The organism is Evansella sp. AB-rgal1, from assembly GCF_041820985.1.
Classification (GTDB): domain Bacteria; phylum Bacillota; class Bacilli; order Bacillales; family Salisediminibacteriaceae; genus Evansella.
Genome location: NZ_JBGUAU010000009.1, coordinates 1 through 19,501 on the forward strand (window position 1 = coordinate 1; position 19,501 = coordinate 19,501).

Below are 19,501 nucleotides of genomic sequence, written 5' to 3' on the forward strand. Positions count from 1 at the left end.
ACCCATGCTGGGCGCACCAAAAGAAGGGATGGAGCTTGTCCATCCCTTCTACAGCCATGTTATGTTGTTATTATTGAGATTGACCACCGAATTGTTGCTCAGCCATAGATACAAGACGCTTTGTAATTTCTCCACCAACAGAACCGTTAGCACGAGCAGTCGCATCTGCACCAAGTTGAACACCAAACTCTTGTGCAATCTCATACTTCATTTGGTCTAATGCTTGTTGTACTCCAGGTACAAGAAGCTGGTTTGAGCTGTTGTTGTTTGCCATGTGATCTCACCTCCTGACGTAACCATAGTATGATTCATTTGCACTAAGGTATGTAAAATTCCCATTAGCAAATTTTAGGAAAAAATGTTCAACAAAGAAAAAAGCTGTCATATCAAGGTTTTAGCCCTAATAATGACAGATTAATAATATTGAATAACAATTATTTTTACGTTATAATGCAATTTTATTTAGTTATTATCGTAATAATTTTGGTTCTGTTACCTCTTGAATATCATCAAAACTATAATCACCGATAATTTCTTTTAATATTAACCCCTCACTTGTTACATCAATAACTGCGCGGTCTGTGATTATCCTGTTAACGACTCCTTTTCCTGTAAGAGGAAGACTACAATCATTTACAATTTTAGGAGCACCATCTCGGTTCACGTGTTCCATAATAATAACAACTTTTTTTGCTCCGTGTACGAGATCCATCGCTCCCCCCATTCCTTTAATCATTTTACCTGGTATCATCCAATTTGCCAGATCTCCGTTTGCTGCAACTTCCATTGCACCTAAGATAGCTACGTCGATATGTCCTCCTCGGATCATAGCAAAGGATTCCGCACTACTAAAATAAGATGCTCCGTCTATGGTAGTCACTGTTTCTTTTCCTGCATTGATTAAATCAGCATCAAGCTCATCCTCTGTTGGAAAAGGGCCAATTCCAAGCAATCCATTTTCTGATTGCAAAACTACTTGTTTGTTTTCCGAAATGTAATTTGCAACCATGGTTGGCATACCAATACCTAAATTTACATAATCCCCATCATGAATTTCTTTCTCCGCTCTCCTTGCAATTTTTTCTCGCATTGCCTTTCGATCTGTACTCATGTTATCCCCTCCGATCCACCTTTATTGAGCGACAGTTCTTCGTTCGATACGTTTTTCTTGTTTTCCAATAATAAGCTTATTTACATAAATACTCGGTGTATGAATTTGCTCGGGATTTAATTCACCAGGTTTAACTAACTTTTCTACTTCGGCAATCGTCACTTTCCCAGCAGCAGCCATCATCGGATTAAAGTTTTGTGCGGTCATCCGATAAATTAAGTTACCATGATGATCACCAACATATGCTCGAATCAAGCTATAGTCAGCTGTAATAGCTTTTTCTAGAAGGTATTCCCGTCCATCAAAAGTTCGTACTTCCTTCCCCTCAGCAATTTTTGTACCGACACCAGCTGGAGTGTAAAATGCTGGTATTCCAGCTCCACCAGCACGAATTCTTTCTGCTAACGTTCCTTGTGGAATAAGCTCTACTTCTAATTCACCAGCTAGAACCTGCCGTTCAAATTCTTTGTTCTCCCCAACATAGGAAGCCATGATTTTTTTAATCTGCTTGTTCTCAAGAAGTAAACCTAACCCCCAATCATCTACACCACAATTGTTAGACACGATTGTTAAGTCCTTTACACCTGTTTCACGTAACCCTTTAATCAAGTTTTCCGGAATGCCACAAAGGCCAAATCCACCTACTAACAATGTAGAACCATCTTTAATATCAGATACTGCCTCCGTAAACGAAGTTAATATTTCTTTCATATATCTCCCCTCCATTATAAGCTATACTGGATAAACCCCGTGTTTCCGATCTGTAAACACTTGATATTTCGAACTGTATAGTTCAAAGCGATTTGCTAACTCATTCCTTAATTCGTTTCCTTTGACAACATCATCAATGATTAGTTCGGAAGCCATTCTATATATATCGATATTCTCCTGATACTCTTTTCTCTTCTCCATAATAAATTGTGGTCTTTCTTCTGGTGATAAGGATTGAATCTTATTTGCGTATACAGCATTTACCGCAGCTTCTGGCCCCATTACAGCTATTTGCGCCGTTGGTAATGCTAGACAGCAATCTGGTTCAAAAGCAGGACCGGCCATTGCATATAAACCTGCTCCGTATGCTTTCCGAACAATAACCGATATTTTAGGTACAGTCACTTCCGACATTGCAGCAATCATTTTTGCACCATGGCGAATTATTCCAGCTCGCTCTACTTTTGTGCCAATCATAAATCCTGGTACATCTGCTAAAAATAATAGGGGAATATGGTACGCATCGCATAAAGTAATAAACTTGGCTGCCTTGTCGGCGGAATCGTGGAATAACACCCCTCCTTTTTGCTTCGGTTGATTCGCTATAATTCCAATAGTTCTTCCGTTTATTCTTGCAAAACCAGTGATGAGCTCCTTTGCAAAGAGTGCTTTAATTTCAAAAAAGCTACCATCATCAATAATTCCATCTATCAAATCATACATATTGAAAGGAGCGTTTTGATTAGCTGGAATAAGCTCTTCTAATGTTTTTTCCATCGGCGTTGGAGACTTTGTGTCTACAACCTCGGTTGTTTCTAAATAGTTTGATGGAAAATAACTTAAGTAAACTTTTGCCTTTTCAATTGCTTCTTGTTCCGATTTCACAAGAATATCCCCGCAACCTGATACGGAACAATGCATGGTTGCTCCACCCATTTCTTCTAAAGAAACCTTTTCACCAATAACCATTTCAGCCATTCGAGGAGACCCTAAATACATGGAAGCATTCCCATCTACCATCATGACTACGTCGCAAAAGGCAGGAATATACGCACCACCTGCAGCCGATGGTCCAAAAAGTAAGCAAACTTGTGGAATTTTACCAGATAATTTCACTTGATTGTAAAAAATTCTTCCTGCTCCTCTTCGACCAGGAAACATCTCTAATTGATCTGTTATTCTCGCCCCAGCAGAATCCACAAGATACAGTAAAGGTACTCTCAGTTTTTCTGCAGTTTCTTGTATTCGGATGATTTTTTCTACTGTTCTCGATCCCCAGGAACCAGCCTTAACTGTTGAATCATTTGCCATGACACAACAGGTCTTCCCACCAATTTTTCCAATAGCTGTTATAACTCCATCCGCAGGTAAGCTTTCATCCTGACAATTCGCAAACTTCCCGTCTTCCTTCCATTCCCCATTATCAAACAGCAACTCTAGTCTTTTTCGTACAAATAACTTCCCCTTCTTCGCATTTGCTTCATGGTACTTTTCAGAACCGCCCTGTTCTACTCGGTTAACAATATGAGTCCATTCTTCATTTTTACTCATCATGACACCTCTCCATCGATTTACTCTCCAGTGAAATTTGGTTTTCTTTTTTCTTTAAATGCAAGTAATCCTTCCAGTCGATCTTTCGTCGGAATGGTTACTTCATACGCTTTTTCTTCTAGCTTTAGACCTGTTTGAATATCAACTTCCAAGCCATGATTTAGAGCATACTTTGCTTGTCGTATGGCGATAGGACCATTTCTAACGATTTGTCGAGCGAGTTGTTTCCCTTCCTCAATAAGTTTCATTGGAGGTACTACTTTCATAAGGAGGCCCCACTCATAGGCACTCACTGCATCTATATTTTTCCCTGTATAAATCATTTCTTTTGCTCGTTGCACCCCGATCACTCTCGGTAGCCGTTGCGTTCCTCCAGCTCCTGGAATGATTCCAAGACTAGTTTCTGTTAATGCAAATGTTGCGTGATCTGCGCCGATTCGTAAGTCGCATGCCAATGCTAATTCAAGGCCACCACCAATAGCCGCCCCGTTAATTGCTGCGATGACAGGCATTGGCATCTCTGCTAGTTTATTTATCATGTCACGAATAGCACCCACGGCTCCACGTACTTCTAGTTCTGACATACCTCTTCGTTCTTTTAAATCTGCCCCTGCGCAAAACCCTTTTTCACCTGCTCCTGTTACGATGATTGCCCTGATAGCAGCGTTCAATTTCCATTCATCAAGTTGGGCGGTAATTTCCTTGATCATCGCTTGTGAGAGCGCATTGGCAGCATTCTCACGTTGAAGTGATACTATAGCGATGGAATCTTCTACAGTGACTTCTATATACTTCATTGTATAGCCCCCTCGTTTTGAGCAACACGGTCTTGGTCTTTCTAAGAATGAATTTGTAGTTGATGACTTCGTAGTTGCTTGGAAAAAAGTGATTGAAGATATTTTGAAGCTTGTATATATTCATCAAAGTTGATATTTGTTTCAATGCCCATTTGCTGAAGCATAAAAAGGAGATCTTCTGTTGCTACATTTCCGGATGCCCCTTTTGCATAAGGACATCCTCCTAAGCCACCATTTGAACTGTCAAACACGGTAATTCCCTTGGATAAACCGACCAGTATGTTTGCTAGAGCCATCCCTCTAGTATCGTGTAGATGAAGCGCAAGGGTAGAAGTTGGAAAGTTTAGTTGATTTAATACTGATTCCATTTGTTTTGGATTAGCAATACCAATTGTATCTCCAAGAGACACTTCGTAAACCCCAAGTGTCAACAGCTTATCCACTACCTTTTTCACTCGCTCCACTGAGACTGTACCTTCATATGGACAACCAAAAACAGTCGATACATACCCTCTTACTTTTTTCCCCGCTACATTTGCTTGCTTAATAATAGAATCATAAATAGGAAGCGTCTCGTCTATGGATTTATTAATATTTTTCCGATTATGAGTCTCACTTGCTGAGATAAAAATAGAGACTTCATCCACCTCTGATTCTAGTGCCCGCTCCAATCCCGTTTCGTTTGGAACGAGCGCAGCATATGTGACGCCTTCTTTCCTCTCGATTTGCTTTGCCACATCTACCGCATCAGATAAGGCAGGAATCCATTTTGGATGAACGAAAGAAGTGATTTCAATATAATCCATACCAGAATTGGATAGCATATTAATCCATTCTACTTTTTTGTTTGTACTAATAAATTGTCGTTCATTTTGCAAACCATCACGAGGTCCTACCTCTTTGATTTGAACTTTCGTTGGGAAGTCCAATGTCATTCCCCCCTTATTCTTCTTTTACAAGAAGTAGCACTTCCTCTTCATCTACAAAACTGCCTTCCTCCACCTTCACTTCTTCTACAATTCCCTCCACCTCAGCTGAAATGGGAATTTCCATTTTCATTGATTCGAGAATAATTACTTCTTGATCTAATGTAACTTTATCTCCTTTACTCACTTGTACCTTCCATACATTCCCCGCCATTGTAGCTTTTATTTCTTTCATCACCTTTTCCCCCTCATTTTTGAATATGCTCTTCTACAAATCGTGTCGTTGCTTTTCCTTCCTGAAATGCAGAACTCTCTAAGGCTTGAAGAAGCATGGGAATATTCGTTTTAATTCCCTCTACGCTGGCTGCCTTCAAACATTCGATAAGATGAGAGATCGCATCTTCCCTTGATGCTCCCTTTGAGATTACCTTTCCTATCATCGGGTCATAAAACGGAGTTACTTTTGTTCCCTCTGTCACTCCAAAGTCGTAACGAATATGCTCCATTTTCGGAAACTCCCATGTTAGTAGTGTTCCTGGTGATGGGAAAAATCGAACGGGATCTTCTGCATAGATTCTCGCTTCGATAGAGTGATTGCATTCCTCCATCGATTTCTCAACCTCATTCACAGAGTTTCCGAGCGCTAAACGTAATTGCATTTCTACCAAGTCAACACCAGTTGTTTCTTCTGTTACAGGATGCTCCACTTGCAATCTAGTGTTCATTTCCAAGAAATATAACTCCTCTGATTCATCCACTAAAAATTCCACCGTACCAACATTCGTATAATTAATTGCTTTTCCTGCTTTTATAGCTGCTTCATGTAATGCAGTTCTTCCCTCTTCCGATAAAAACGTAGCAGGTGCTTCTTCGATAATTTTTTGGTTTCTACGCTGTATAGAACAATCTCTCTCCCCTAGACAAATGATGTTCCCAAGTTGGTCTCCTGCTATTTGGGCCTCAATGTGCCTTGGACTGTAAATACATTTTTCTAAGTAGATCTCCCCAGATCCAAAAAATGTTTCTGACTTCTTTATAACTGTAGCTAACACTTTCATTAGCTCTTCTTCATGATCTACCTTTTGCATTCCGATCCCACCGCCACCAGCGGCAGCCTTAATCATCACGGGATAACCGATTTTTCTTGCTGCTTTTTTCACGGATCTTTCATCTGTATCTATTAACGTAATCCCAGGAATAACGGGAACATTCGCTTCCATCATCGTCTTCCGTGCCTGCACTTTATTTCCCATCTTTTGAATTATCTTTTCTGTTGGACCTATGAAGGTAATGTTTTCTGATGCTATTCTTTTTGCAAAACTAGCGTTTTCTGATAAAAAACCGTATCCTGGGTGAATCGCGTCAACTTCTGCTTTCTTCGCAACTTCGATGATTTTTTCCATATTGAGATAGCTTTCATTTACTCTTGGTGGACCAATGAAGTAAGCTTCATCCGCCATTTTTACATGGAGACTTTCTTTGTCCGCTTCTGAATAAACGGCTACTGTCTTTATTCCTAAACGTTTACACGTTTTAATAATTCGTACTGCAATTTCCCCTCGATTTGCTATTAATAGTTTTGTGAACACCAAGTTTCCCCCTTATCTTGGACAGCCAATTTCCCTTGCAATTACCAATCTTTGAATCTCCGATGTTCCTTCCCCAATTTCTAATAGTTTTGCGTCGCGCAAATAACGCTCTACATGATATTCACGCATATACCCATATCCACCGTGAATTTGAATGGCTTGATTACATGCTCTCGTGGCTGCTTCTGAAGCAAAGAGCTTAGCAAAAGCTGCCTCTTTTTTGAATGGTTTGCCTTTATCCTTAAGCCACGCTGCTTTATATACCATGTTTTGAGCTAGTTCTAGTTCCATTGCCATATCTGCTAACTTAAATTGGATAGCCTGAAAGCTTCCAATTAGTTTCCCAAACTGCTTTCTTTCTTTGCTATATGCTAGTGCTGCTTCATACGCCGCTCTCCCTACCCCGACCGCAAGAGCTGCAATCGATATCCTGCCCCCATCTAATGTGTATAAAAATTGGCCGAAGCCCTTGTTTGGATCACCAAGAAGATTATCTTTCGGTACTTTTACGTTTTCTAAAATAATCTCTGTTGTATTTGAACCCCGTACCCCCATTTTTTCGTATTCACTACGAATGGTTAACCCTTTTGAATCCGTAGGCACTATGAATGCAGATATCTTTTTCTTCCCTCGATCATCCTGGCCGTTTGCGGCTGTTACAATTACGGTACGTGAAAAACTAGCATTCGTAATCCAGCATTTTTCCCCATTGATTACGTAGTTATCTCCTTCTAATACTGCTTTCGTTCGCGTTCCCCCTGCATCAGAGCCTGCATTTGGTTCTGTTAAGCCGAAAGCCCCTAAGCTTTCTCCTTTTGCCAAAGGTATGAGATGATCTTGCTTTTGTTTTTCAGTTCCAAAATAATAAAGTGGCGATGCCCCTAGTGATACTGCTGCCGCGTAGCTTAACCCTGTACTTCCACAGGCTTTCCCTATTTCTTCCACAGCTAAAATATACGAGATGGTGTCTCCACCTGAACCTCCGTACTCTTCTGGGAAAGGAATTCCCAGCAATCCAAGTTCCCCCATTTTTTTAAAATTTTCGATTGGGAATCGTTCTGTTTTATCAACTTCTTCTGAAATAGGTGCCACTTCTTTCTCAGCAAAATCACGAACCATCTCTCGAATCATTTCTTGCTCTTTCGTTAAAGAAAAATCCATTCCATCTCCTCCATCATCTTTTTTATGTGGTGAAACTAACAAATGGTAATTCTTATGTTTTGATTGAGCGCGCTTGATGTAAGGGCTTACATTTTGTCCTACAAAAAGAAAACTGTTGGTCTAGCATTGAAATTTTGCTCGACCACTCACTACTGACTGAGCATTCGTTCAGACTGTTTCCAAATCACTTTTATTATAGTGGTTGTATTCTGAATTTACAATATATTTATAATATTCAGGTTGGTAAGTTACTTGATTTTTATATAAGTAAGCCTACTGTTAGTATATTTTTGGGAGTTGAAAAGATGACAATGATGTTTTTGGGGGAATTAGTTTCATTCACTGATTAATGTTTTTTTCTGATTTATACTGTTTCAAGTATCTAGAAATTCATGAGTGCATTTCTTTCTGTTTTTTTCTACTTTTGCACTCATGAGGTGTTCATGAGTACACGAGATCACCTTGCTAGCCTTAGTTATGCACTCATAGATACCTCAAACGAAACAAAAAAGTGTCAAACTGGTATGAACTTAACCAATTGACACTTTTTCCTCACTATTAAACAAACTGAAACATCCGCTCAATCGCTAATCTAGCGTCATCAGCAATAACCTTATCCACCTTAATTTGATTCAACGGCTCCCCTTTTTCAATCTGCTCCAGAGACCAAACGAAATGAGGCAAATCAATACGGTTCATCGTCAAGCAAGGACACATTTCTGGGTTAAGAGAAACAATATCTTTATCAGGATGAGAGGAAATTAGTCGATTTACTAAATTCATCTCCGTACCGATTGCCCACTTACTGCCTGGAGGTGCATGTTCAATCGTTTCGATAATAAACTTTGTGGAACCATCTAAATCCGAAGCACGAACCACGTCATGTGTACATTCCGGATGCACTAGGATTTGTCGATCTGGTTCATTCTCACGCAAATCCTTCACATGCTGCAGACGGAAATTTTCATGAACAGAACAATGCCCTTTCCATAAAATCATTTTTACACCTTCATGGGCATCGCCTTCAAAGGAATCATTCAACGGATTCCATACCACCATATCTTCGAGAGAAATACCCATATCATACGCTGTGTTTCTTCCTAAATGCTGGTCTGGTAAAAACAAGATACGTTTCTTTTGGGTAAATGCCCATTCTAACATTTTTTTCGCATTGGATGACGTTACCGTCGCACCACCATGCTTTCCAACAAACGCTTTAATCTCTGCTGTAGAGTTCACATATGTTAAAGGAACAATCGTATCTCCATAATGTGCTACTAACTTTTCCCACGCTTTTTCCGTTTGCTCCATATTGGCCATATCGGCCATGGAACAGCCTGCTCTCATGTCTGGTAAAACAACTGTTTGATGCTCCTCCGTTAAGATATCGGCGGTTTCTGCCATGAAATGAACACCACAGAAAACAACATACTCCGCTTCCGTATTTTGAGCAGAAATTTGTGCTAATTGAAGGGAATCTCCCGTTGCATCGGAAAACTGGATTACTTCATCCTTTTGATAATGATGACCTGGAATAAATAGTTTCTTACCAAGCTTCTCCTTAATCTCTCTAGCTCGAGCTATTAACTCTTCATCCGTACGCTGTTTATATTCTTCAGGAAGTGTTCCTGTTTTCAACGATTCAAAAAGTTCTAGTTTCATAAAATCCTAGTCCTCCTCCACAATGTCTAAACTTATATCTAACGCCTTCGCAGAATGAGTGAGTGCCCCAATGGAAATGAAGTCCACACCCGTTTTTCCATATTCAGCTAGCGTTTCAAGGGTAATCCCACCTGACACTTCCGTCACGATATGGCTAGGAACAACTTTTCTCCATTCAGTAGCTTCCTCGACAGAACTATTATCAAACATAATCACATCGGCACCTGCTTCTACCGCTTCCTTCACCGCTTCTAGGGATTCTGCTTCTACCTCTATTTTCATCATGTGCCCAGCTCTTTCCTTAATTCGTTGAACCGCCGCTGAAATAGAGCCACATTGTGCAATATGATTATCTTTGATCATCACTGCATCATCCAATCGAAGACGATGATTTCTACCACCACCACAAGTTACGGCATGCTTTTCTAACATACGTAATCCAGGTGTTGTTTTCCGAGTATCACAAACATTTGTTGGGGAATCGACTAATTGCTCTACGGCTTTCGCTGTAAGTGTTGCTATCCCACTCATCCGTTGTACTAGATTTAAAAGGACACGCTCTGTTGAGAGAATGTCGGTAGTAGGTCCTGTCACTTCTGCAATAACATCCCCCACTTCCAGAGCATCTCCGTCTCGTTTTAAAAGCGTCCATTTAATATCTTCTTGAAGCAATTTATACCCTTCTTGAAGCACCATTTCCCCTGAAAAAACACCTGATTCCTTTGCTACAAAGGTTGCTTTACTACGTTCGTTAGAAAACATCCATTGTGACGTTCGATCACCAAAACCTAGGTCTTCTTGGAAAAACTCCAATAGCTTCTCTCTAAGTAATAATTTGTTCACAATATGTGCCCCTTCCCTCTGACTGAATGATTGCATTTCTATGGTAAACTTGTTTTTCATCCCAGTTTCGCTCTGTTTTCGGATAATCTGTTCGATAATGTGCTCCACGGCTTTCCATACGTTCTAATGCTGATTTCGCCATTAGCCATGTAACAAGTAACATATTAGCGATTTCTACTTCTTCCATTGACCAATTACTTCTGTTAGCAAGTAAATGTTCCTTCACTTGTTGAGCATCTAACCAATGAAGAAAGCGCGTTAGATTCATTTCATTTCTTTCCACACCTAATGCCCTAGACACTTGCTTTTGAATTTCCTCTTTCTTAGGGAAAACTAAGTTGTAGGAACCTCCAGCTTTCGTTAAAAATGAATTGCTGTGCATCACATAAGATAATGGTTTTCCGGAAGCCTCCAAAATGTACTCTCCAACTCGCTCACCAAATACGAGGGCTTCTAGAAGAGAGTTACTTGCTAATCTATTTGCGCCGTGCACCCCAGTTCTTGCTACTTCTCCAACAGCAAAAAGTCCTGGAACTGTGGTTCTACCAAATTGATCGGTAACTACTCCACCCATTAAAAAATGAGCGCCTGTTGTAATAGGAATTCTTCCTTTTTCTAAAGGGATTCCAGCTTGCTTACACATGGCAGTAATAGTTGGAAATCGTTTTTCAAACTGACGAATAGAGGTAATATCTAAATACACTTGATTACCGGATAACGTCTCCCGTTCAATTACTCTCGCAACAACGTCCCTTGGTGCTAAATCTTGTAAAGGATGAATTCCTTCCATGATTTTTCTACCAGTTTGATCAACAAGGATTGCGCCTTCTCCTCGTAAGGCCTCGGAAGCAAGACCGACAACTTTTTTGTTATATTTAATTAACGTTGGATGGAATTGCATAAATTCTAGATCAGATACTTTTGCGCCTGCTCGATATGCCATGGCAATACCATCGCCTACGATGGATGGATCATTCGTCGTTGCTTCGAAAATACCACCACAACCACCTGTTGCTAAAATTGTATGGGAGGAACGCCATACAGAAACATTCCCACTAGTATTCTTGGAAACTACTCCTCGACATTCTCCATTTTCCATAACAAGGTCAAACACCATTTCATTTTCATATTTTTGTATGTTGGGATGGTTTTTTAACTGTTGATGAAGAAATTCCATCCATCTTAACCCAGTTTGGTCTCCACCTGCATGAAGAATTCGCCGCTTTCGATGTGCACCTTCCATTCCCAATGAAAGAATCCCATGTTCTTGATCGAAAGCCATACCCTGCTTCATCCATTTCTTTACACGAGGTAACCCCTCTTTTACAAGAATAGAAACCATATCTACGTTATTATGATAACAACCTGCTTCTAACGTATCTTGTAAATGATCCTGTGGACGGTCTTCTTTATCGATGGCAACTGCCATTCCCCCTTGGGCACGCCAAGAGTTTCCACCCACTAGTGGTTCCTTTGTAAATATTTTCACATTCTTTTCCGTCGCTAATGTTATAGCCGCAATAAGAGCGGACATCCCAGATCCTACGATAATTACATCTTGATCTGCAGTCATTTTTCTTACACCCTTTTTTACATGTGTCTTGACACCTATATTTACATAAATTTAAACTAATGACAAGACATTTTATAAAAGAGGTATGAAAAATGATATATTTAGATCACGCAGCAACGACGCCAATGTCTAAAAATGCTTTAGATACGTATGTGAAAGCATCCACTGATTTTTTTGCAAATACAAGTAGTTTGCATGAACAGGGAGAGCATGCAAAGTTACTTTTAGAAAAATGTCGTGAGGAAATCGCCACCATTCTTCATGCACAGAAGAAAGAAATATTTTTCACAAGTGGTGGTTCCGAATCAAATCTTCGAGCACTGCAATCGTTATATCTTGCAAATAAACATAGAGGAAATCATGTTATTACCACAATGGTGGAACATCCATCAGTCACATCCTTTTTTTATAGATTAGAAAAAGAAGGTGTGAAAGTTTCCTATGTAGGAGTAAATGAGCATGGCTCCGTTACTTTGGAAGAACTAGCTAACCATATTCGTCCAGACACATTTCTTGCGTCTATACAACACGTAAATTCAGAAATCGGAACCATTCAATCTATGAAAACCATTGGTAACTTATTGAAAAAGCATGACATTATTTTTCATAGTGATTGCGTTCAGTCCTTCGGTAAATTACCAATTAATGTGAATGAATGGGGGGTAGATGCACTTTCCATATCCAGTCATAAAATCTATGGTCCAAAAGGGGTTGGAGCTGTCTACCTTTCCTCTAACATTATGTGGGAGCCTGTCGACTTACTTACTACACATGAGTTCGGATTCCGGCAAGGTACAGTTAATACTCCTGGAATAGCTGCATTTACAACTGCAGCCATGGATATTGTGGGAAAACAAGAAGAAAACTTACGCTATTTATGGGAGCTTCGGAAAACACTAATGGATGAATTAGCTCCAATTCAACATATACTGAAGGTAGAGGGGAACGATGAGGTTCAACTACCTCATATCGTTGGAATGGGTATCCAAGGCATGGAAGGTCAGTATATACTCCTTACATTAGATCGGTACGGTATATGTATTTCAACTGGTAGTGCCTGCCAATCGGATAAACAAGATCCTTCTGTTACAATGAAGGCATTAAATAGATCAACACAGGAAGCGAAACGATTTTTCCGTATTTCAATGGGAATTCACAATACGAAAGACGAAATGAAAGAAGTGGCTAGAAGAATTATTACATGTATTCTAGAAAAGGAAGGAGGTCGCTTTCGTGGAAAAACGTAAATACTTAGGCGAAGAGCGAAGAATCAAAATACTTTCCATTTTACAAGAAAGAAATTCCCCACAAACAGGGAGTGCTCTTGCCGAAGAATTAAATGTAAGTCGCCAAGTTATTGTACAAGATATTTCTTTGTTAAAGGCAAAAAATATTGGCATCATGTCCACTAGTCAGGGATACGTCTTATCCACAGTAGAATCAGATTCTTTACCTTTTTCACGAATTATTAAGTGCTATCATCCTCCTGAACGAACGGAAGAAGAATTATTCATTATTGTAGATCATGGAGTAACTGTTAAAGATGTAAAGGTACATCATCCTGTATACGGTGACCTCACATCTTCCATCATGGTTAGTAATCGAAAAGAAGTGAAAGAATTTTTACGTAAGATAAAAGAAACGAATGCTTCCTTTCTGTCTGAGCTAACAGAAGGGGTACACCTTCATACGCTAGAAGCGAAATCGGAAGAAGATATAGATGATGTGGTAAAAGCATTAGATGAAGCTGGGTTTTTATTAAAAACATAGTGAGATGACTCAAAAGGGATTTCCTTTTGAGTCTTTATTTACGCCTCTATATAAAGCGCAATCGAAGGAGATACATCATACTAATAAAGTGTATATGAAGCTTTTCCACCACTTGATTTACGCTTGAAATCATGTTTAAAAGCATCTTTACTATACTTAGCATTGTTATCCGCCTCCTTGAATTAAGTATTTGCAACCAAAATTTTATTATTTGTGTTTTGACTACCTGGTCTAAAAAAAGATTTCCCATACATAGTTCTTTTAAATTTAACGAATACTTTTTAAGAAAACCTATATTAAAGGAGGCCTTACATGAGTAATGAAGAGAATAGATTAACATCTGCTGAAATCGGAAACTTATGGATGGCTTATGTTAATAACACTGCAACCATTTGCTTTTTAAAGCACGCCATAAAAATAGTGGAAGATGATGAAATTAAACTTGTCATTGACAAAGGCTTACAATTAGCAGAGGACTACATTTCCTCCATTAAAACAATTTTTCAAAAAGATAATTATGCTGTTCCACAAGGTTTTCTAGACCAAGACGTTAATATAAATGCCCCAAGATTATTTTCTGATATCTTTCATTTGAATTTTGTTAAGAGCTTATCTAAAGTAGGAATTGGTACATATGGAATGTGTTATTCAATGGGTACAAGGGACGATGTAAGAGCACTTTTTCTAAAATGTTTGAATACCTCTACCGACTTAGATGAACACGCGACAAAAGTTTTGTTAAAAAAAGGGCTCTATGTTCGCCCCCCGTATATTACTGTTCCGGACAAAGTAAGATTCGTGAAGAAAGATAGCTTTCTTTCTGGTTTTTTTACGAATCGCCGGCAATTAACGGCTTTAGAGATCACCCATTTATTTATGAATTTAGATACGAATATGTTAGGACAAGTGGTAATGATTGGTTTTGGTCAAGTTGCCGAAGCGAAAGAATTGCGTGAGCTTTTTTGGAAAGGACATACCATTGCACATAGCCATGCCCAAACCTTTTCGAGAAAACTAGAAGAAGACAACCTTCCTTCCTCTTCACCTTGGGACTCTGGAGTTACAAAATCACAGGTAGCTCCTTTCAGTGACAAATTAATGGCTTTCTTAGCAACATTTCTTTGTGCAGCTGGAATTGGAAATTACGGAATGGCACTAGGCGCAAGTCCACGTCATGACATCGGTGCCATGTATTCGAAATTAATGATGGAGTCGGGTCTTTTTGCAAATAGGTTTGCAGAGTACTTAATTAAGAATGGATGGATGGAAGAGCCCCCTCAATCAGAGAATCGTGAAGAACTTGTGAGAGGACATTGAACCATTTGAGTTTAACAATAGGAAAGAGGCTGGTCCAAAAGTGTTTTCACCAAAGAGAAATCCGAACGAAATGGTTTTTGGTATACTATTCGCTACAGAAATATACTTCGCTTTCCGCGGGCGGCTGGTGAGCCGCCGAGTGCTTAAGCACTCTTGGGGTCTCACCCTTGCCTTTTGATCCCGCCGGAGTCTTCGTATATCTCCTCCGCTAAGGTTACCTATCGTTCGTTTTTTTCAGCGCTACACTTTCGTTATGTCCCAGCCTCTCCTCAATGAAATAAGAATTCCATCTTAAGGCAAATATATCTCCTTCATAAACAATACTTCCTTCTGGTCTTTTTCATAAATCTCAAGAAAAATCATGCCCTCTTCCTTTGTCCTCTCAATTACTTCCTCCCAATTAGCTTTAATATAGTTGATCTCTGACCAATCAGAGTAGTTAATTAAATATACTGGCACTTCTTCGATTATAGACAAAGCCGAAGTTACACTATCCTTTTCTAAATAAAACCCATTTGGTTGACTTCCATCCTCTATTTTTTCTGCAAAAGTTAATTGTAGAGTTACGTTTCCATCATGAAGTTCTGCATCCTCTAAAATGGCAGTGGTACTAGGAATTTCAGTGTTCACTTCCACTAGCTTTGTCCATCGTTCTTCATGACCAAAACGCTTCTCTTCTTTATGGACATATACCAGATATTGGTTACCAGAGTTGAAGAAGCCTGTATCCTCAAAATACATTCGAACTCTATACTCCCCTGCTTCTTCAGGTATATAGAAACCCATTAATTGTGAAATATCTTTTATCCGATCTACTCCCATAACTTCAGATTCAATTAATGTATCTCTTATTGACTCCTCATCTAAAGTATTTGTTCCAATGCTTCCTGGACTAAAAAAACCTTCCTCTCTTTCAGCCCACGACATATTGCTTAACCCTTCAAGAACAGGATAGATCATATTTCCTCCGTTACCGTCTTTTTTTATGATAACCTCTAGCATATAATCCTTATGACTCATCTCTTCATTTCGATTGGGCTTAATCGTTGCTTCAATCTGAAGCCCTTCCGGTGTTAAGGAGCTACCTGTCGTAATAGGGAAGTTCTCATCATCGAAAATGATTAAGAAAGCAAACAAAAAGACTGCTGCAAGACCAGAGAATCCTGCTATTACCCTTTTTAAATTGGTATAGCGGTCTTTTTTATCTTCCTCTTCCATAGATTGATATCGTTGAATGGATTTTCGAATCTCCTCTTTTTTGGAACGTTCCATTGTAGGCTTCCTCGTTTTAGCGAGAAACTTCTCAAAGTCTTTATTCATAGATACTTCCTCCTAACTTTTCCTTGAGGGTTTGTTTTGCACGATGATATGTTAATCGTACTTTCTCTTCTTTCCAATCTAATATGGTTGCTGTTTCTTGAATGGAAAGCTCCTTTAATCCCCTTAAGATAATAACATCCCGGTAACTTGGCTTAAGTTTGTGGATTGCCTTGTAAAGTTCTTTATTTACTTCACTTCTTGTTAATAAATCATCGGGAGTTTCTATTCCATCCATTTTCCTTTCTTCACCAACGAAGAATATCTTCCATCTATCTCTACTTTTTTTTCGTATTTCGTCAATTGCTAGATTCCTTGCAATGCTGTACAGCCAGCTTTTTGGCGTTGCATTTCCCTGAAAAGATTCATAATGATGTAGGGCACGGATAAAGACTTCTTGTACAAGATCTTCTACATCCTTCATTCCAACTCGGTAAACAAAAAATTGGTATATATCATCCCCATATTCATCAAACCAATTTGTAATGATTTGTTTTTTGTCCATATGGATTCTCCTTTATTTCTTTATCTATGTATTAAGACGTTTGAGGGTTGTGGTTATTTCAGTTAATTTAGAAAAAATGTCTCTTCCCTGAAAATATGCGAGTTAAGGGTAGTCAAACTTATCTAGTAATACTAACTTTGTTGGATTGTATTCCATTCGCTACTGCCCACTCCCTTTCCTGTGGGGAGTTGCCGAGCCTCCTCACGACTTCGTCGCTGCGGTGTCTCGCCTCTACTCTGCTTCCCACTGGAGTTCCGTGGTCATTCGCTCATTGCATATACAGTTAAATGTACTAACTTATGCTCATATCGTATTTTCATCCACCATGGTGTAAATTTCACTTGCATGGAGGTCTACCTTGAAATTACAGGTGCTACTTTTTTACGACAAAAATGGCAAGCACCTATGAAGTGCTTACCACCGATGATACTTACTAATTAATACCAAACCTCAAATTCTATTACTTCTCCACTTTTCGGATGAAGCGATATTCCCATTTGCTCTCCATTTAGAGATACTCGATAGGAGTAATTTTTATCTAAAAATATACCCCCATCACTATACATGTTTTTATATTCCGTTTCGATAAACTCTATCTCTTCATTTTCGTAATGTTCTAGAACGATCGATTTTCCTTCTTCATATGTGAAAGATGGTGCTGAAAAAACATAAATGATGAGAGCAACAATAAAAGTTCCACTATTAGCAGTAATTGCTTTCTTATTTTCTTTGACTACAATTTGATATAACATTACTAGTTGGGATATAAAGAGACCAATAAAAAAACCATTTGAAAGGACGTTCTCATATAAGGCTATATTTGCATATAGATACCCTATAAAACCAGCAACATTTAGAACGAATAAATAAGCTCCCCAAAGTTTAAAATTCACGTTTAAAACCCCTTCTCCCCTGTCTCATAATTTTCTACGCCTATTTAGAGAAAAGGTTTCAAATATTACCAAAACGTTAAAATATCCAGTATTCCTATGAAAATCATAAAGCTTCCAGCCACACGTTGAACGATCAATCCAACCTTTCGCCCCTTCTTTAAAACCTTACCACTTAATCCTAAATACCAAATAACAAAAATAACAAGTAGGAAGGGTATGGACGTACCGATTGCAAATAAGCTTGGTAAAACAGCCCCGTACGAAGTGGATAATGTCATAGGCATCATAAGCATGAAAAACAAAATAAACATCGTCGGACAGAATCCAAGAGAAAAACTGAAGCCTAACATAAAAGCTCCCCATTTTCCTTTTCTATTTTTTTCTGTGGATGATTTCCATAGGTTCATCGTCCATTTCATTTGAAAGACACCTAGCATGTATATTCCGATAATAATGAGGATTGGTCCCAACACTTTACGCATCGGTTCAAAAAAGTAAGGCAGGAGCTGTTGAAATCCTTCACCTAGTAAATACACTATTAAACCTAAACCTGAGAAAGCCACTATTTTTCCAAGCACGTAAAAAATCGTGTCTGACCAGGATATTCCACGGTTAAGGGAATTGGATCCGTAGAGAGTAATGGCACTAACATTACCCGAAAATTGACATGGAGCAAGCGCACCTACAATTCCTAAAAGTAGAGCAAACAAAATAGGAATGGACTCCATACTATATGCTATGTTCATGAACGGCTCTCGTAAAAAATAACTTATTTCATCTATAAATTGAAACATCGTAGTTCTCCTCTAGTGAATGTAATAGTTTTATTGTACCAAAGATATATAGAGATTTTGTGAAGAAATCTATACTCTCATCAACATAGGAAAATAGAACTATTTTATCCATTTTTATGGAAATTACTTGTTTTCTTAATATAATTTGTTATTTTTAGGAAATAACTATCTATAAAAAAGAGGTTATCTATGGAGCAGCTAAATGATATGAAACATAAGGAATTACGGCATGTTACTTCCTATATAAGTCCTTATACCATCAACTATATACATGAAAAAAATCCTTGGATAATGGCCTGGTGGTCAGCCGCTTTTCCAGGATTAGGACATTTAATGTTATGTAAGTACCTTGTCGCTTTCACACTTTTCTTTTGGGAGATATCGGTAAACTATCTAGCGGGAATTAATTTGGCTATTTATTATTCCATGATTGGTGAAATGGATCAAGCTAGTAGCGCTATAAATAAACAATGGTTTCTTATGTATATTTGCGTGTATGTTTTTGCTATCTGGGACAGTTATTCAAAAACAGTATTATTAAATAAACGGTACATTCTAAGCTACAAGAAAGGATATGATATTATTTCGCCAAACATATCTGCCTTAGAACTAAATATTTTAGTAAAGAGACAACCACTCCAATCCATTATTTGGTCCTTTCTAGCTCCAGGTCTCGGTCACATATATATTAATCGTATTTTTACATCACTTGTATTTATTATTTTATTTGTAGTCACATCCTATTTCTCTAACTTACTTCCAGCAATTCATTATTCTTTAGAGGGAAACTTTATGGCTGCAAAAAGTTGTATTAATATTCAATGGTTTTTATATATGCCATCCCTTTATTCATTTGTAGCGTATGATGCTTATGTAAACACTGTAGAATACAACAAAATCTACGAAAGAGAGCAAAAAAAATACTTCCATAGAGAGTACCAAAATAAGGATTTTGATTATCCGATTTAATTCGAGGAGTGA

20 protein-coding genes are annotated in these 19,501 nt (G+C 38.6%); 4 read left to right on the forward strand and 16 right to left on the reverse strand.

The features are described from left to right. Positions 1-70 precede the first annotated feature (70 nt). The 12 genes from ACERII_RS09100 to nadB form a co-directional block, all read right to left on the reverse strand. Positions 71-274 carry an alpha/beta-type small acid-soluble spore protein gene (locus ACERII_RS09100; protein WP_373641740.1) on the reverse strand — a complete coding sequence of 68 codons (204 nt, stop codon included), beginning with the start codon at positions 272-274 and terminating at the stop codon, positions 71-73. 195 nt (positions 275-469) lie between these two features. Next, positions 470-1,111 (reverse strand): CoA transferase subunit B, encoded by a 642-nt coding sequence (locus tag ACERII_RS09105; RefSeq protein WP_373641742.1) that lies wholly within the window; start codon positions 1,109-1,111, stop codon positions 470-472. Between the two features lie 21 nt (positions 1,112-1,132). Further along, positions 1,133-1,822 carry a CoA transferase subunit A gene (locus ACERII_RS09110; protein WP_373641743.1) on the reverse strand — a complete coding sequence of 230 codons (690 nt, stop codon included), beginning with the start codon at positions 1,820-1,822 and terminating at the stop codon, positions 1,133-1,135. 21 nt (positions 1,823-1,843) lie between these two features. After that, a complete protein-coding gene (locus ACERII_RS09115; RefSeq protein ID WP_373641745.1) occupies positions 1,844-3,373 on the reverse strand; it encodes an acyl-CoA carboxylase subunit beta in 1,530 nt (509 codons plus the stop codon). Between the two features lie 20 nt (positions 3,374-3,393). After that, on the reverse strand, positions 3,394-4,170 hold the full coding sequence (locus ACERII_RS09120) for an enoyl-CoA hydratase (RefSeq protein WP_373641747.1): 777 nt from the start codon (positions 4,168-4,170) through the stop codon (positions 3,394-3,396). 41 nt (positions 4,171-4,211) lie between these two features. Then, positions 4,212-5,105, reverse strand: coding sequence for a hydroxymethylglutaryl-CoA lyase (locus tag ACERII_RS09125; RefSeq protein WP_373641748.1), 894 nt, complete (start codon positions 5,103-5,105; stop codon positions 4,212-4,214). Positions 5,106-5,112: 7 nt separating this feature from the next. Beyond that, positions 5,113-5,331, reverse strand: coding sequence for an acetyl-CoA carboxylase biotin carboxyl carrier protein subunit (locus tag ACERII_RS09130; protein WP_373641749.1), 219 nt, complete (start codon positions 5,329-5,331; stop codon positions 5,113-5,115). A 13-nt stretch (positions 5,332-5,344) separates the two neighbouring features. Continuing rightward, the gene (locus ACERII_RS09135; protein WP_373641751.1) at positions 5,345-6,685 is read right to left on the reverse strand and encodes an acetyl-CoA carboxylase biotin carboxylase subunit; all 1,341 of its coding nucleotides are present in this window, start codon (positions 6,683-6,685) and stop codon (positions 5,345-5,347) included. A 12-nt stretch (positions 6,686-6,697) separates the two neighbouring features. Next, complete coding sequence (locus tag ACERII_RS09140; RefSeq protein ID WP_373641753.1) at positions 6,698-7,846, reverse strand: acyl-CoA dehydrogenase family protein; 1,149 nt, start codon at positions 7,844-7,846, stop codon at positions 6,698-6,700. Positions 7,847-8,404: 558 nt separating this feature from the next. Then, positions 8,405-9,508, reverse strand: coding sequence for a quinolinate synthase NadA (nadA, locus tag ACERII_RS09145; RefSeq protein ID WP_373641754.1), 1,104 nt, complete (start codon positions 9,506-9,508; stop codon positions 8,405-8,407). Positions 9,509-9,514: 6 nt separating this feature from the next. Then, complete coding sequence (nadC, locus tag ACERII_RS09150) at positions 9,515-10,351, reverse strand: carboxylating nicotinate-nucleotide diphosphorylase (RefSeq protein ID WP_373641755.1); 837 nt, start codon at positions 10,349-10,351, stop codon at positions 9,515-9,517. Continuing rightward, complete coding sequence (gene nadB, locus ACERII_RS09155; RefSeq protein WP_373641757.1) at positions 10,332-11,924, reverse strand: L-aspartate oxidase; 1,593 nt, start codon at positions 11,922-11,924, stop codon at positions 10,332-10,334. The genes nadC and nadB overlap by 20 nt, the downstream gene beginning before the upstream one ends. Before the next feature lie 92 nt (positions 11,925-12,016). On the opposite strand from nadB, the gene ACERII_RS09160 reads away from it, so the two are divergent. The 3 genes from ACERII_RS09160 to ACERII_RS09170 all read left to right on the forward strand — a co-directional run bounded on the left by ACERII_RS09160 (position 12,017) and on the right by ACERII_RS09170 (position 15,011). Further along, positions 12,017-13,171 (forward strand): IscS subfamily cysteine desulfurase, encoded by a 1,155-nt coding sequence (locus tag ACERII_RS09160; RefSeq protein ID WP_373641758.1) that lies wholly within the window; start codon positions 12,017-12,019, stop codon positions 13,169-13,171. After that, entirely contained in the window at positions 13,158-13,694 is a 537-nt protein-coding gene (locus tag ACERII_RS09165) for a transcription repressor NadR (protein ID WP_373641760.1), read from the forward strand. Before ACERII_RS09160 ends, ACERII_RS09165 begins: the two co-directional genes overlap by 14 nt. Positions 13,695-14,006: 312 nt before the next feature. After that, entirely contained in the window at positions 14,007-15,011 is a 1,005-nt protein-coding gene (locus ACERII_RS09170) for a DUF3231 family protein (protein ID WP_373641762.1), read from the forward strand. A gap of 291 nt (positions 15,012-15,302) precedes the next feature. On the opposite strand, the gene ACERII_RS09175 is transcribed toward ACERII_RS09170, so the two are convergent. From ACERII_RS09175 to ACERII_RS09190, 4 genes are all read right to left on the reverse strand, one after another. Continuing rightward, positions 15,303-16,331, reverse strand: a complete 1,029-nt coding sequence (locus ACERII_RS09175) for a hypothetical protein (protein WP_373641763.1) — start codon at positions 16,329-16,331, stop codon at positions 15,303-15,305. Further along, the gene (locus ACERII_RS09180) at positions 16,324-16,833 is read right to left on the reverse strand and encodes an RNA polymerase sigma factor (RefSeq protein ID WP_373641765.1); all 510 of its coding nucleotides are present in this window, start codon (positions 16,831-16,833) and stop codon (positions 16,324-16,326) included. The genes ACERII_RS09175 and ACERII_RS09180 overlap by 8 nt, the downstream gene beginning before the upstream one ends. Before the next feature lie 437 nt (positions 16,834-17,270). Beyond that, positions 17,271-17,726 (reverse strand): hypothetical protein, encoded by a 456-nt coding sequence (locus ACERII_RS09185; RefSeq protein WP_373641766.1) that lies wholly within the window; start codon positions 17,724-17,726, stop codon positions 17,271-17,273. A gap of 65 nt (positions 17,727-17,791) precedes the next feature. Continuing rightward, positions 17,792-18,520: an urease accessory protein UreH domain-containing protein gene (locus ACERII_RS09190; protein ID WP_373641768.1), complete on the reverse strand. Its 729-nt coding sequence runs from the start codon at positions 18,518-18,520 to the stop codon at positions 17,792-17,794. Positions 18,521-18,709: 189 nt separating this feature from the next. Here ACERII_RS09190 and ACERII_RS09195 point away from each other — a divergent pair, with 189 nt between their 5' ends. Beyond that, on the forward strand, positions 18,710-19,489 hold the full coding sequence (locus ACERII_RS09195; RefSeq protein WP_373641769.1) for a hypothetical protein: 780 nt from the start codon (positions 18,710-18,712) through the stop codon (positions 19,487-19,489). The last annotated feature ends 12 nt before the right edge of the window (positions 19,490-19,501 follow it).

Excerpts from the sequence above, each read along its gene's own strand:
- ACERII_RS09120 (WP_373641747.1), bottom strand. The coding sequence starts at position 4,170 with ATGAAGTATATAGAAGTCACTGTAGAAGATTCCATCGCTATAGTATCA.
- ACERII_RS09125 (WP_373641748.1), bottom strand. The coding sequence starts at position 5,105 with ATGACATTGGACTTCCCAACGAAAGTTCAAATCAAAGAGGTAGGACCT.
- ACERII_RS09105 (WP_373641742.1), bottom strand. The coding sequence starts at position 1,111 with ATGAGTACAGATCGAAAGGCAATGCGAGAAAAAATTGCAAGGAGAGCG.
- ACERII_RS09190 (WP_373641768.1), bottom strand. The coding sequence starts at position 18,520 with ATGTTTCAATTTATAGATGAAATAAGTTATTTTTTACGAGAGCCGTTC.
- ACERII_RS09175 (WP_373641763.1), bottom strand. The coding sequence starts at position 16,331 with ATGAATAAAGACTTTGAGAAGTTTCTCGCTAAAACGAGGAAGCCTACA.
- ACERII_RS09180 (WP_373641765.1), bottom strand. The coding sequence starts at position 16,833 with ATGGACAAAAAACAAATCATTACAAATTGGTTTGATGAATATGGGGAT.
- nadA (WP_373641754.1), bottom strand. The coding sequence starts at position 9,508 with ATGAAACTAGAACTTTTTGAATCGTTGAAAACAGGAACACTTCCTGAA.
- ACERII_RS09115 (WP_373641745.1), bottom strand. The coding sequence starts at position 3,373 with ATGAGTAAAAATGAAGAATGGACTCATATTGTTAACCGAGTAGAACAG.
- ACERII_RS09110 (WP_373641743.1), bottom strand. The coding sequence starts at position 1,822 with ATGAAAGAAATATTAACTTCGTTTACGGAGGCAGTATCTGATATTAAA.
- ACERII_RS09140 (WP_373641753.1), bottom strand. The coding sequence starts at position 7,846 with ATGGATTTTTCTTTAACGAAAGAGCAAGAAATGATTCGAGAGATGGTT.
- ACERII_RS09100 (WP_373641740.1), bottom strand. The coding sequence starts at position 274 with ATGGCAAACAACAACAGCTCAAACCAGCTTCTTGTACCTGGAGTACAA.
- ACERII_RS09160 (WP_373641758.1), top strand. The coding sequence starts at position 12,017 with ATGATATATTTAGATCACGCAGCAACGACGCCAATGTCTAAAAATGCT.
- ACERII_RS09170 (WP_373641762.1), top strand. The coding sequence starts at position 14,007 with ATGAGTAATGAAGAGAATAGATTAACATCTGCTGAAATCGGAAACTTA.
- nadB (WP_373641757.1), bottom strand. The coding sequence starts at position 11,924 with ATGACTGCAGATCAAGATGTAATTATCGTAGGATCTGGGATGTCCGCT.
- ACERII_RS09130 (WP_373641749.1), bottom strand. The coding sequence starts at position 5,331 with ATGAAAGAAATAAAAGCTACAATGGCGGGGAATGTATGGAAGGTACAA.
- ACERII_RS09195 (WP_373641769.1), top strand. The coding sequence starts at position 18,710 with ATGGAGCAGCTAAATGATATGAAACATAAGGAATTACGGCATGTTACT.